Annotated in this window: 11 protein-coding genes and 1 pseudogene; 5 read left to right on the top strand and 7 right to left on the bottom strand. The window is 68.1% G+C overall.

Annotation, left to right across the window (positions count from 1 at the left end; translation table 11 throughout):
- Positions 1 to 171: 171 nt before the first annotated feature.
- Complete coding sequence (locus ABZX79_RS28925; RefSeq protein ID WP_355263907.1) at positions 172 to 990, bottom strand: aminotransferase class IV; 819 nt, start codon at positions 988 to 990, stop codon at positions 172 to 174.
- A gap of 89 nt (positions 991 to 1,079) precedes the next feature.
- On the opposite strand from ABZX79_RS28925, the gene ABZX79_RS28920 reads away from it, so the two are divergent.
- From ABZX79_RS28920 to ABZX79_RS28910, 3 genes and pseudogenes are all read left to right on the top strand, one after another.
- Positions 1,080 to 1,724: an NAD(P)H-dependent oxidoreductase gene (locus ABZX79_RS28920; RefSeq protein WP_355263904.1), complete on the top strand. Its 645-nt coding sequence runs from the start codon at positions 1,080 to 1,082 to the stop codon at positions 1,722 to 1,724.
- Between the two features lie 334 nt (positions 1,725 to 2,058).
- Positions 2,059 to 2,391, top strand: a pseudogene (locus tag ABZX79_RS28915) (ATP-binding cassette domain-containing protein); the annotation flags it as partial.
- A 1,012-nt stretch (positions 2,392 to 3,403) separates the two neighbouring features.
- Positions 3,404 to 4,279 carry a hypothetical protein gene (locus ABZX79_RS28910; protein ID WP_355263901.1) on the top strand — a complete coding sequence of 292 codons (876 nt, stop codon included), beginning with the start codon at positions 3,404 to 3,406 and terminating at the stop codon, positions 4,277 to 4,279.
- A gap of 839 nt (positions 4,280 to 5,118) precedes the next feature.
- On the opposite strand, the gene ABZX79_RS28905 is transcribed toward ABZX79_RS28910, so the two are convergent.
- The 5 genes from ABZX79_RS28905 to ABZX79_RS28885 form a co-directional block, all read right to left on the bottom strand.
- Positions 5,119 to 5,628 carry a hypothetical protein gene (locus tag ABZX79_RS28905; protein WP_355263898.1) on the bottom strand — a complete coding sequence of 170 codons (510 nt, stop codon included), beginning with the start codon at positions 5,626 to 5,628 and terminating at the stop codon, positions 5,119 to 5,121.
- 3 nt (positions 5,629 to 5,631) lie between these two features.
- Positions 5,632 to 6,747 carry a hypothetical protein gene (locus tag ABZX79_RS28900; protein WP_355263895.1) on the bottom strand — a complete coding sequence of 372 codons (1,116 nt, stop codon included), beginning with the start codon at positions 6,745 to 6,747 and terminating at the stop codon, positions 5,632 to 5,634.
- Positions 6,744 to 7,076: a hypothetical protein gene (locus tag ABZX79_RS28895; protein ID WP_355263892.1), complete on the bottom strand. Its 333-nt coding sequence runs from the start codon at positions 7,074 to 7,076 to the stop codon at positions 6,744 to 6,746. The genes ABZX79_RS28900 and ABZX79_RS28895 overlap by 4 nt, the downstream gene beginning before the upstream one ends.
- A 484-nt stretch (positions 7,077 to 7,560) precedes the next feature.
- Positions 7,561 to 7,767 carry a DUF397 domain-containing protein gene (locus ABZX79_RS28890; RefSeq protein ID WP_355263889.1) on the bottom strand — a complete coding sequence of 69 codons (207 nt, stop codon included), beginning with the start codon at positions 7,765 to 7,767 and terminating at the stop codon, positions 7,561 to 7,563.
- 13 nt (positions 7,768 to 7,780) lie between these two features.
- Positions 7,781 to 8,632 (bottom strand): helix-turn-helix transcriptional regulator, encoded by an 852-nt coding sequence (locus tag ABZX79_RS28885; RefSeq protein ID WP_355263886.1) that lies wholly within the window; start codon positions 8,630 to 8,632, stop codon positions 7,781 to 7,783.
- Between the two features lie 237 nt (positions 8,633 to 8,869).
- On the opposite strand from ABZX79_RS28885, the gene ABZX79_RS28880 reads away from it, so the two are divergent.
- Both ABZX79_RS28880 and cutA read left to right on the top strand, forming a co-directional pair.
- The gene (locus ABZX79_RS28880) at positions 8,870 to 9,334 is read left to right on the top strand and encodes an ATP-binding protein (RefSeq protein WP_355263883.1); all 465 of its coding nucleotides are present in this window, start codon (positions 8,870 to 8,872) and stop codon (positions 9,332 to 9,334) included.
- A 90-nt stretch (positions 9,335 to 9,424) separates the two neighbouring features.
- On the top strand, positions 9,425 to 9,736 hold the full coding sequence (gene cutA / locus ABZX79_RS28875; RefSeq protein ID WP_355263927.1) for a divalent-cation tolerance protein CutA: 312 nt from the start codon (positions 9,425 to 9,427) through the stop codon (positions 9,734 to 9,736).
- Positions 9,737 to 9,742: 6 nt separating this feature from the next.
- Here cutA and ABZX79_RS28870 read toward each other — a convergent pair whose 3' ends face one another.
- On the bottom strand, positions 9,743 to 11,875 hold the full coding sequence (locus ABZX79_RS28870; RefSeq protein ID WP_355263880.1) for a molybdopterin oxidoreductase family protein: 2,133 nt from the start codon (positions 11,873 to 11,875) through the stop codon (positions 9,743 to 9,745).
- Positions 11,876 to 11,946: the final 71 nt, after the last annotated feature.

Here is an 11,946-nt window from a genome sequence, read left to right as displayed (position 1 = left end):
CCAGCCCCAGCCCGGCACTATCCAGCCCCTCCGGCGTTTGAGGAGCGGGGTCTGGGGCGGAGCCCCAGCTACCCCCCGGCTCGCTTCAGCCCGTCCGGCGTTTGAGGACCGGGGTCCGGGGCAGCGCCCCTCACGCGGCGGAGCCGCAAAATGCCACCGCACCCGCCCCCCTCAGACCGCCTCCCACGGCGTCGCGCCGTACACCGACATGACCGTCTCCATCAGCTCCTCGTCGACCGCGAACTCCCTCTCGTCGATACGCCGCACCGCAGCAATCCCCTGCGAGTTGGTAACGAACGCGGCCCGGTACGCGGCCAGCCCGCCCACCGTCACCCGCTCCCGCACCGACCGCAGCCCGTACTCCGGGAGCCGGGCTTCGAGCAGGGCCATGGTGACGCCGTGCAGCGACGGCGCGTCGGGCCAGACGACCGAAGTGCCGTCGTAGAAAGCGATATTGGTGATCGCGCCCTCGGTCACGACCCCACCGGGACCCGTCAGCAGCGCGTCGTCGAATCCCTCGCGCCGCGCGAGGTGCCCGTAGTGGGTCTGGGCGAAGCTGCCCAGGTGTTTGAGGTGCGGGAAGGGGCGCTCGTACGGGACCGACATCAGGGCCTGCGGCGCCGACGGCATGGTGGCAGGCGGGCGGACGGTCACCATGAGGGTGGCCGCCTCGGCCCCCGGGGCCCAGAACACGTACACACGCACCGCGGCGTCCCGCACCCCCGCCCCGTCGAGCGCGTGCCGCACCCGCTCGCGCACCAGCTCCAAGTCGAGCCCGGCGCCGAACACCTCCTGGGTGGCGGCGTCGAGCCGCGTGAGGTGCAGGCGCAGTCCGCGTACCCGGCCGTCTCTGACCTGCATGGCGGTGAAGTGGGCGTAACCGCCGTACAGGGTGGGGACGAGGAGGTCGTCCGCGGTGGCGACCTTGCGGCCGTCGACCTCGATGTGGGGAGTGGCGGGTGCGGGTGTGGGTGCGGGAGATGTGGTCATGCGGCCACCGTAAAACCGTAAAGGTGAGTGGAGAGATGTCCGCCGGAACGGCTTGACCTCAATCTTGGTTGAGGTACGAGTCTTTCCGTATGGACATCACGACGCACGAATCAGCCCAGATCAGCACGTCTTCCACCGACAACTCCGAAGCACGCGCCCCGCGACTGCGCGTCGCCGTCATCATCGCCAGCAACCGAGAGGGCCGCTTCGCCCCCGTCATCGCCGACTGGTTCGTCTCCCGGGCCGCCGAGCACGACGACCTCGACATCGACGTCATCGACGTGGCCGGCATCGACCTGCCGACCGCCCTCTCCTTCAACCCGTCCGACGAGATCAAGGCCGTCCTCACGCAGGTCTCCCCGCGGCTCGCCGCCGCCGACGCCTTCGTCGTCCTCACCCCCGAGTACAACCACTCCTTCCCCGCCGGCCTCAAGAACCTCATCGACTGGCACGGCAGCGAATGGCACGCCAAGCCCGTCGGCTTCGTCTCCTACGGCGGAATGTCCGGCGGCCTGCGCGCCGTCGAGCAACTGCGCCAGGTCTTCGCCGAGATGCACGCCACCACCATCCGCGACACCGTCAGCTTCCACGGCCCGTGGTCCCACTTCGACGAGGACGGACAGCACAAGGACCCGTCCGCCCCCAACACCGCCGCCAAGGCCCTCCTCAACCAGCTGACCTGGTGGGCGCACGCCCTGCGCGACGCCAAGTCCGTCCGTCCGTACACCGGCTGAGGGCGGCGCACACACCGCATGCTGATCCGACTTCTGCGCACCCGACTGCGCCCCTCTGCTCCTTGTCGTCCTCGCGGCGGGCGTGGCGGCCGTCGCCCTCGCCGTACTGAGCCCCAAGATCTTCGGCCACGCGACGGACCTCGTGGTCGCGGGCGCCACCGGCCGCCCGGCGGGCATCGACTTCCGGGCGGTGGGGGAGGCCCTCGCCCTGGCCCTCGCGGTGACGGCAGGCTCCGCGCTGCGGCTGGCGATGGTGGTCGTGCAGCGGGTCGGCTACCGGCTGCACGAGCAGGCGGAGACGAAGCTGGCGCGACTGTCGCTAAAGAGCGTCGGCCGCTTCATCCGCACCCTGCCGGACGGGTACGACACGGTGATCGACGAGGAGGGCGCCCACCTGAGTGCGGGGGAAAAGCGACTGCTCACGATCGCCAGGGCGTTCCTCACCTCACCGTCCATCCTGATCCTGGACGAAGCGACCAGCTCGGTGGACACCCGCACGGAGGTCCTCATCCAGCGCGGGATGAACTCTCTGCGCGAGGGCCGCACGTCGTTCGTCATCGCCCACCGCCTCTCGACGATCCGCGACGCGGACGTGATCCTGGTACTGGAGGACGGCGCGATAGCCGAACAGGGCACGCACGACGAACTCCTGGCGGCGGTGGTGTGACGGCGGGGGCGGCGCTGCGTAGGGGGTTGGTAACCAAGGCTTGCTTCCGGGGGTTTCGGGCCGTCCCGAGCGCTCGAGTGTCGGTGGGCCGTGACGGCGCGTCAAGGGCGCTCCCTACGGTCGCGTCGCTGCGCGATGTGCCTTCGGCCCACCCTTGACCCGCCGCCCCGGCCCACCGCTAACGCTTATACGGGGACGGCCCAAAGAAAAACGCCCTGCACAGGGGCTGGGGGAGTGGCGCGGGTCGGCTCGGTGGCTTGCGGCTGAGTGGATGGGGCGCGGCAGGTTGAGCGGGCGGCGCGGCCCCAGTCTCGGCGGGTGCGGCAACGGCCGCTGGTGCGACATCCCCATTCCCACGCACACGAGCACCCACGCCGGCAGACGGCCGGCCGGTCGGGTCGACCTGCGCACTCCTGAGCTGCGCGGGTGGGGCGCGGCAGTTGAATGGGGCGACTCGGGCGAGTGTGGCGTCCGCCCCGACCGGTGGTCGATGGAGCCTCAAGCGCGTTGCTGGTGTGGGTGGGGGAGGGCTGCCCAGGGGTGGGTGGTCTGTCGACGGCCCCGCCGGACAAGGAACCAGGCTCGCGGGTGGCCGACTCGATACTCTCGGCCGGTTTCGAGGATCTCGGTCGGGCGGGATGGGACGAACCCGGCAGAGGCCAACCTGAGACCTCTTTTTTTGCCCCATTTTGTGTAGGTGGGGAAGGTTGTGGGGAGCGTCAGGTGCTGGGTTCGTTGCATGACGACAGCCCGGTATGGGCTCGGGTCGCCAAGGTTCTGTCCGGTGGATCACCGACTGCAGTGGTGCTGGGTCGTTGCACCTGGGTGTGGGGCGGGGTGATCGGTGCGGCTGGAGCGGCATCCGCCCATCAGCACGCCGCAGGGGCCCGTAAGAAAGCACCGCGCAGGTTCGCCCATGCGGGTGGAATCGTCGCAATTATGCAGGTGCGGGGTGTGATCCGGATAGCTTTTTATGTCGTATGCCTTGCCAGCGACGAACAGGATCCAAGCCGTGAGCGAATCATCAGCCGAGGCAGAAGCGAAGAAACTCATCCGCGAATATGTCGATGAGCTGAGGGAGGCGGGCGGAAATGAGGCCTTCTATTCGGGCAATGATGAGAAATGTAAACTTCTACAAAAGAAATTGGACGAGCATCACGTCGCACCCCAACCGAATGCGGCTACTTTCCTCCCCTTGATGCTTGAGTTCTGGTGGCGCGGCTGTAAGCGCGAAGTGCCGAGGTTCCCCAAGGACGTCAATCCGCGCTCCGTAGAATTCTACATGTACCCATCCGGGACGTTTCAGGGCTGGCTGCCAGGGCTCCGGAAATGGAACAGTTCAAGTTTTTATCTTGGGGAGGGTGCGTACTGGGACGGTCCTCAGCATGTCAGGGTTCCTGATGGCGCGACGATCTGTGCGCGGGATCAAAACAACAACGAGTCGAGCCCTCATTTTCAGGCGCTGGGAACCCCCGTAAAGTTTAAACTGGAAGATATTGAAGTGCATCACCTTGATCCGTCGTCCGAAGTGAAAACAACACTGTTTTCGCTGAAGGCGACGAACAGTGAAATGGCCGAACGTTACCTCCGCCCACACGGGGTGGTTTACTCCGGAGGCGGGTCCGTGCCCGAGGACGACACTGCGCGAGATATCTGTTTCGCCTCGGAATCAGCCAATTTCAAGTGGTCGCTCCTGGCTGAGGGGGCTAGCTATAGGTTTATGGCATGGCAGCGTTGTCGCCTAGGGGCGACCACGCGGGAATATGTCGTGCCTGTCGGCTTGCTCTCTTCGTCGAAAGAGAACTGGGACCGGGTTTCCTGCATTACTCACGACAGCGATCACTCCCGCTGGGAGGTGCACGACTTCGCCGGCGGTGGTTGGAAGTAACCGCGCGGCCGCTTCCGGCTTCCACAGCGAACACCACGGACAGCAGCCCGGGGAAACCTGGCCCCCAACCTCAGGGACATAGGCGGAATCCGCGTTGCCGCCAGCACCTCAGCTCGGTGTCGGCCCCCTGCCTTGAGCGGAAGCTGGGGGAGGGCGGGACAGAGCCGAGACCCGCCGGACAAGGCCGCGGCTGCGTTGAATCGTCGACGTGGCGGGTCTGGCGCCGGGCTCGGCTCAGGTTCAGGAACACGTCTCCGCGGGAAGACTCGTCCGGCCGGTGTTCCATAACCTCTTGCTGCCTGGCGTCTCGGCCGGAGAAGGCTCCGGATGCGACAGGGGTAACCGGACCCTTGAGGGCTTTGGCCGGAGCGTGGGCCTGGTCCGGGGTGATACACAGGGCAAGCGGTACGTGGCGCGGGCTGTACTGGGACGAGCACACGGCGATCGGGCTGTCGCCAGTCACGGTCCACCGGGGTTCGCCGATCGACGCCTGTTTGCTCAGCAGGGACGCGGCCAGATCACTGGCCGCGTCTGAACGTATCCCACAGCAGGAAAGCGCTCGCGCCACGGTGTCACGCAGGAGCAGGAGGCGCTCGGATGCATCGGACAGACCTTCGCCGACGTCCTGCTTGCTCGCGGCGAGAGTGATGAGCTCGGCCCAGGACAGTCCGGGGCCGGCCTCGTCGACGCCGCGCTGCCCGAGGTAACCGAGACGCCCCCACGTGGGGTGGCGGACGAAGAAGTCGGCGTTGCTCTCGTCCTCGAAGTTGGCGTACACGCCCGAGTAGGGTCGGGGACTGGAAACGGAGCATCAGCCACCGCGCCAGTCCCCGACCCTACTAGGGCCCGGCCGACGCCAACCCTTTCGTGCGAGGGAACACGCCCCCAGCGCTGGCGCGTGCAGACAGCTCCAGCGTCACCACGTTCGTGTCCGGGCCACCGGACACCTTGACCCCGCGCGGCCAACTCGACCCGCCCTGCGGAACGTTCGCGTCGAGTTGCACTGCGCGCACTGCCTCGCCGTTCTCGCTGAACACCCAGAGCGAAGGGCCTTCGTACGACGTCGCGGAGACCGACCAGTCGACCGGGTCCCCCACCGCGTCGGAGATGTCATCGCTGTCCGTCCCGTACGCGAAGACCTGCACCCGGTCCCAGTCGAACCCGGTCAAGCCGGACAATGGCACCGCCTCCGGTGTCCGCACCGCCGCGTCCAGCTTCGCTTGGAGGGCCTTGTCTGTCGTACTGGACAGTGGTGTCTCCCTGATGAACAAATACCAGGCGACCACCAGCGCCAAGGCCAGTGCCGCCACCGCGACCAGCCACAACTTGCGGACGCCCCGCATGCCCACGCCCTAGCTCCCCGGGCCCGGGTCGCCCGGGTCCCTGCCCTCGTGGGCGCCGCCCTTCACCCCGTTGCTGTGCCCGTGCTCTCCGATCTCCACCTTGTCACTGGCCACGAGGTTCCCTTCGCGGTCCATCACCACGGTCGTGCCGAGCTGCACCGCCGACTGGATCTTCGCGGCCAACTGGGCCGGTGTGTCCGTCGGGTTGTTCATGGCGATGCGGCGCCCGACCTCGTTGTTGTAGAGGTCCATGGCCTCCCGGTCCCTCGGGTTCCCCGGCAGGCGCTCGTGCGCGGTCCCGTACTGCTCGGTCCACTCGGGGCCGAACCGCTTGGTCATCAGCGCGTTCCAGTACGCATGCCTGAAGGCGTCCATGTGACCGTCGTTGCCGTCCTCGGGGAAGCGGGCCTGGCACTCCGCCCAGGCGCGCTCCTTGATGTCCTTGAAGTCGCTCTTCTCGACGACACTCAGGTCACTGAGCAGATTCTCCTCGCCCTGGGTGATCTGCTCGCCGAAGTAGTCCGTCACTCCACGTGGGTCGTCGGTGACTTGGTACTCGCGGAGGATCTCCTTGGGGCTCTTGCGCCGCCCCACGTGCACGACGTCGTTGAACGCGTCCCGGCGCGTGCCACCGTCGTCCTTGAGGTCCCAGGCGATCCGTTCGTCGGCCTTGTCGCCCATCCGTAGCGCGTCCTGGATCTGGGTATGCGCCTCTGCCAGGTTGTCCCGGACGGGACCGCTGCGGTAGTCGGGGTCGTGGATCAACGCCGGCGGCAAGTCGAGGCTTCCGTCCGGGGCGACCTCCGCGCCGTTCTCGCGGGCCTTCTTCAGGCCCGCGCGCAGGTGCTGCTGTGCGGTGCGGATGTCGGCCACGGCCATCTCAAGGGCCAGCCGAATGGCGTCGGCCTCTTCCTGTGCGAACTCCAACTGAGTGAGTTCCGCCACCCAGTTGCTGCGGGCCGCCTCATACGCGGGGCCCGACCAGCCGCTCTTCTCGAGGACGTCCTTGACCTCGGTCCGATAGCGATAGGCCAGATCCTTGAGCTTCCTGACCTGTTCGGCCCAGGCTTCCGCCGCCTTGAGCACCGGGCCGGCGTCGGCCCCTTCCAATTGGGCGACCGTCATCCCCAAGGGATGTCACCACCCTGCATGCCGGACGAGTTGACCACTTCCGCCGCCCGGTAGTTCTGGCTGTTGTACTGCAGGTTCCCGCCGGTGCGCCCGATCCTCTCGGCGAGGGCATTGTTCTGTTCGTCCCACAGCCGCGCGGTGCTCTTCAACTGGTCCTCGCTCAGCCAGCCGTCCACGCCCCCAGCCGCTCGACGCGTCGCGGTGCAGGTCGGCTCCGCCGCGGCCAGCAGGGCCTGCCGGATTTCCAGCGCATCACCGCCGGCCTTCTTGATCGCTTCGGGATCGGCGGCGTAACCCCGCTCACCGTCACGCAACTCAGCCATACAGTTCCCCCTCAAGATCTGTGTGTCCTTCATCCGTACAGTAAGGAGTGGACGCATGAGGCGTCTTGAGGGGTTCCGGGCGATTGTCCGTGGAACCGTCGCGCCTCCATGACCTGGATCGAGGACATGGGCGAGCCAGAAGGCGGGTTCTCGCGCGAGAACCTCGCCCGCGACCAGCTCGCAGTCCCCCTTCAGATACTCCGGGATGTGCACGGCGGCGCTCATAGGAGGAGGTTATGGAATACCGGCGGGACGAGCCGTCGGCGGGGTGGACCTGCTGCCCTGTCTCAACGACCCGGCTTCAAAGCTGCGGGCAACATGCCGGCACCCGGCATGGGGTTCGAGTGCGATGAACCCGGCACTTGGTGAATTCCATCGCCCCTCCGGCCTCATCCGTCTCAGCCGTGCCGCTTGCGGCCATCGCGGGAGCGCTTCGGCGTACAGGCGGAAGCGACGCACCCGGACCGCGCACGGGTGCCCGCTCTCAGGCGCGGTGGTCCGAGCGGTGGGTGAAGATGTCGGTCTTGAGTGCGCGTATGAGGCGGTGGAGTCCTTGCTGGGTGGCGGTCAGTATGACCACCGGGTCGTCGCTCTCGCGGAGTTTGATGCCACTTGTTTCGGCGGCGGCGATTTCCAGGCAGTTGGAGCTGTCACCGCTGTAGGAGGACTTTTGCCAGGGCAGCGTGGGCACGGTGGTTCCTCTCTCAGATGTCCTGTGCGATGCGGTGGATGAACTCGCGGGACGCGCAAGGGGTCAAAGCGCTCTCCTCCATGCGGTCAAAGACGGAGCGGTACTTCGCCAACTGGGCTTCGGCATCCAGGAAATCGCATCCATGGTGGACGTCGAGTTGCACAGTGTCGAGCTGCGGCACAGGGCCGGACACGTAGTCGATCGACTGGCCGTTGCCCGGGAACGTGCCGTTGCCGAAGGGGATCACCCTGATAGTGATGTTGTCGCGCTCACTCATCGCGATGAGGTGCTTGAGCTGGGCTCGGGCTGTTGCGGCTTCACCGAAGCCCATGCGAAGCGCGGCTTCGTGGATGTTCGCGGCGTACGGGATCGGAGGATCCCGGTAGAGGATCTCTTGTCGCTTGATGCGGTGGGAGATCCGGTGCTCCATTTCGTACGGGCGCAGAGGCGGGACAACGGTGTTGAACAGCGCCCGGGCGTGGTCCGGCGTCTGGAGAAGCGCTGGGATGTGAATCACCAGCGCCACCCTCAACGCGGCGGCGTGGTGCTCCAGTTCCGCCAGGTCGGCAAATACGGCGGGCAGAAGTTCTCGGTGATCGTCCCACCAGCCGCGCTTGCGGCCGCCGGTCATGGCCGCGAGGGCCTCCACCAGTTGGTCGTCTGCGCATGAATAGGCGCGGGCGAAGGCTCGGACCCGGTCGGCGCTGACGGCGTAGCGGCCGGCTTCGATGCTGCTGATTCGCGCTTGGTTGACGCCGAGGTGCGTGGCGGCCGTGGTGGCGGTCAGACCAGCGTGCTCACGGAGTTTGCGCAGCTCGGCACCGAGACGGCGCTGACGCAGGGTGGGGGCGGCGCTGGCTGGCATGAGGCTCCCTCTTCGTGTGCACGCAGTGTGCCCGTGTCACCCACAAGGGGCAGATTGGCAAGCATCTCTATGGATTGATGGCAACTATCTCATTCAGCGCTCTATGGTGGAACTCAAGCCACTTGCTGTTCGGGTGCCGTGAGATCGGAAGCGCACCGCCCCCCATCGGGGCGGCATTGCCACCGCGTGGTGCCGAGAGTAATTGGGGTCAATTCCGTCCTTCCACAGGAGGCGTTCATGGCCACCGTATCCTCGCCCGAACCCTGGGCGTACGCCCTTCATCTGCCGCACCATCCCCGTGCTCCGCGCGTTGCTCGTATGACTTTGCGGGCCGTGCTCGGTGGGCACGGGATGGGGGAACTGATCGACACCGCCGAGCTGTTGACCTCCGAGGTGGTCACCAACTCCTACCGTCATTCCGACGGCCCCTCCTCCCTGCGGATGCGGTCCATGCGCGAAGGGCGGCTGCGGGTCAGTGTGTGGGACACCAATCCCGTGATTCCCGCGCCCTTCGACAAGCCGCCCACGCTGCTGCCGTTCCTCCCGGAACCGGACGACTCCACCGGTGGGCGGGGGCTGCTTCTCGTGCAGTTGTGTGCCGACAGCTGGGGTGGCTTCTCCGTCGGGGCCGGGCTCGGCGGGAAACTGCTCTGGTTCGAGTTGGGGCGGCGGCCCGAGGCGGAATTCGCCTTCGCGGCCTGACCGGCCCCGGCACGCAGGAGTCCATCCGTGAGGAGAACGTTCGTGACAGCGTCCGACACCGCAGGGGCCGAATGGCTGACCGTACTGACCATGACCGACAGCCGCGAGAAGGCGCTGGTGCTCGCGCGTGACGCCGTCGACGCGCGACTGGCCGCCTGTGCGCAGGTCATCGGGCCGGTGGCCTCCGTCTACTGGTGGGAGGGCGTGACGGAGACCGCCGAGGAGTGGCAGGTGGTGTTCAAGACGGCGGGCGTGCGGTACGCCGATCTGGAGGCACACCTGAAGGACGCGCACGATTACGAGACGCCCGAGATCATCGCCACGGCCGTCGTGCGCGGCAGCGCGGAGTACCTGGCGTGGGTGGAGCAGGAGACCGCCATCCCGGAGAACAGCGGTCCGTGATCCTGATCAGTCCTGCGGCTCGCGCTCGATCCTTACCGCGCACACCTTGAACTCCGGCATACGTGACGTCGGGTCCAGCGCCGGGTTCGTCAGGGTGTTGGCCCGGCCCTCGCCCGGCCAGTGGAACGGCATGAAGATCGTGTCCGAGCGGATCGCCTCGGTGATCCGGGCCGGGGCCACCGCCCGCCCGCGCCGCGACACCACCGCCAGCCGCTCGCCCTCCGACACGCCCAGGCGCTGTGCGAGCCGCGGATGCAGCTCTACGAACGGGCCGGGCGCGGCCGCGTTGAGTTCGTCGACGCGGCGGGTCTGGGCGCCGGACTGGTACTGGGCGACGACCCGGCCGGTGGTGAGGAGAATCGGATACTCGGCGTCCGGTTCCTCCGCCGCCGGGCGGTGCGTGACGGGGACGAAGCGGGCGCGTCCGTCGGGGGTTGAGAAACGGTCGAGGAAGAGTCGGGGCGTACCGGGGTGGTCGTCATCCGCTGCCGTGTCCGGGCAGGGCCAGAAGACGCCGTCCTCCTCGGCGATCCGGCGGTACGAGATCCCCGAGTAGTCGGCCGGGCCGCCCGCCGACGCGCGGCGCAGTTCGGCGAAGACCTCCTCGGGGTCGACCGGGAAGCCCTTCTCGTGTCCGAGCAGCGACGCGAGGGAGTGCAGGACCTCCAGGTCCGTACGTACACCGGGCGGCGGGTCGATCGCCTTGCGCCGCAGCAGGACACGCCCCTCCAGGTTCGTCGTGGTGCCCGTTTCCTCCGCCCACTGGGTGACGGGCAGGACGACGTCCGCCAGCGCCGCCGTTTCGGAGAGGACCACGTCCGCCACCGCGAGGAAGTCCAGCGAGCGCAGGCGCTCCTCGATGTGGGCGGCGCGCGGCGCGGAGACGACCGGGTTCGAGCCCATGAGGAGGAGGGACTTGATGTCGCCGCCGAGTGCGTCGAGGAGTTCGTACGCGCTGCGGCCCGGGCCGGGGAGGCTGTCCGGGTCCACGCCCCACACCCCCGCGACGTGCTCGCGCGCGGCGGGGTCGGTGAGCTTGCGGTAGCCGGGCAGCTGGTCGGCCTTCTGGCCGTGCTCGCGGCCGCCCTGCCCGTTGCCCTGGCCGGTGAGGCAGCCGTAACCGGACATGGGGCGGCCGGCGCGCCCCGTGGCGAGGCAGAGGTTGATCCAGGCGCCGACGGTGTCGGTGCCCTTGGACTGCTGCTCGGGGCCGCGCGCGGTGAGGACCATGCCGGTCGCCGCGTCGCTGAACATGCCTACCGCTTCGCGGAGTTGCGGGACCGGGACGCCGGTGATGCGCTCGACGAGCTCGGGCCAGTGCCCCATGGCCGCCGCCCGGGCCTCGTCCCAGCCGGCCGTACGGTCCTGGATGAAGGCCTCGTCCGTACGGCCCTCCGCCACGACGATGTGCAGCAGGCCCAGCGCGAGCGCCAGGTCGGTGCCGGGGCGCGGTGCGAGGTGCAGGTCGGCCTGTTCGGCGGTACGGGTGCGGCGCGGGTCGACGACGATGAGCTTGCCGCCGTTCTCCTTCAGCTCGGTGAGGTAGCGGAGTGCGGGCGGCATCGTCTCGGCGAGGTTCGACCCGACGAGGATCACGCAGCCGGTGCGCGGGATGTCCTCCAGGGGGAAGGGCAGACCGCGGTCGAGGCCGAAGGCCTTCTGGTGGGCGGCGGCGGCCGACGACATGCAGAAGCGGCCGTTGTAGTCGATCTGGGACGTGGACAGGACGACGCGGGCGAATTTCCCCAGCGCGTACGCCTTCTCGTTGGTGAGACCGCCGCCTCCGAAGACGCCGACGGCGTCGCGGCCGTACACCTGTCGTGTACGACCCAGACCCTCCGCGATCTTGGAAAGGGCCTCCTCCCAGGTGGCCGGTTCGAGCCTGCCTGTGGCGGGGCGACGGACCAGTGGCTCGGTCAGGCGCACCCGGGAGGAGAGCACTGCGGGCGCCGTACGGCCCTTGCCGCACAGGGCGCCCCGATTCACGGGGAAGTCCGTACGCTCGACGACTTCCACCACGTCGGCGCCGTCCGCTGCCGCGCGCAGGTTCATTCCGCACTGGAGCGCGCAGTACGGGCAGTGGGTGGCGGTCGAGGCGGGGGGCGTGGCCTGGGTGGGGGCCGGGGAAGGGCGGGGCATGCCGTCAGCATGCGACGGCAGTGTTACGGCGACGGGTGCCCGGGTGTTACGCCCCCGGTACGCCCCGCTCC

This window comes from Streptomyces sp. NPDC002994, from assembly GCF_040611155.1.
In the GTDB taxonomy this organism is placed as follows: Bacteria; Actinomycetota; Actinomycetes; order Streptomycetales; family Streptomycetaceae; genus Streptomyces.
This window is presented reverse-complemented; position numbering and strand designations above follow the sequence as displayed.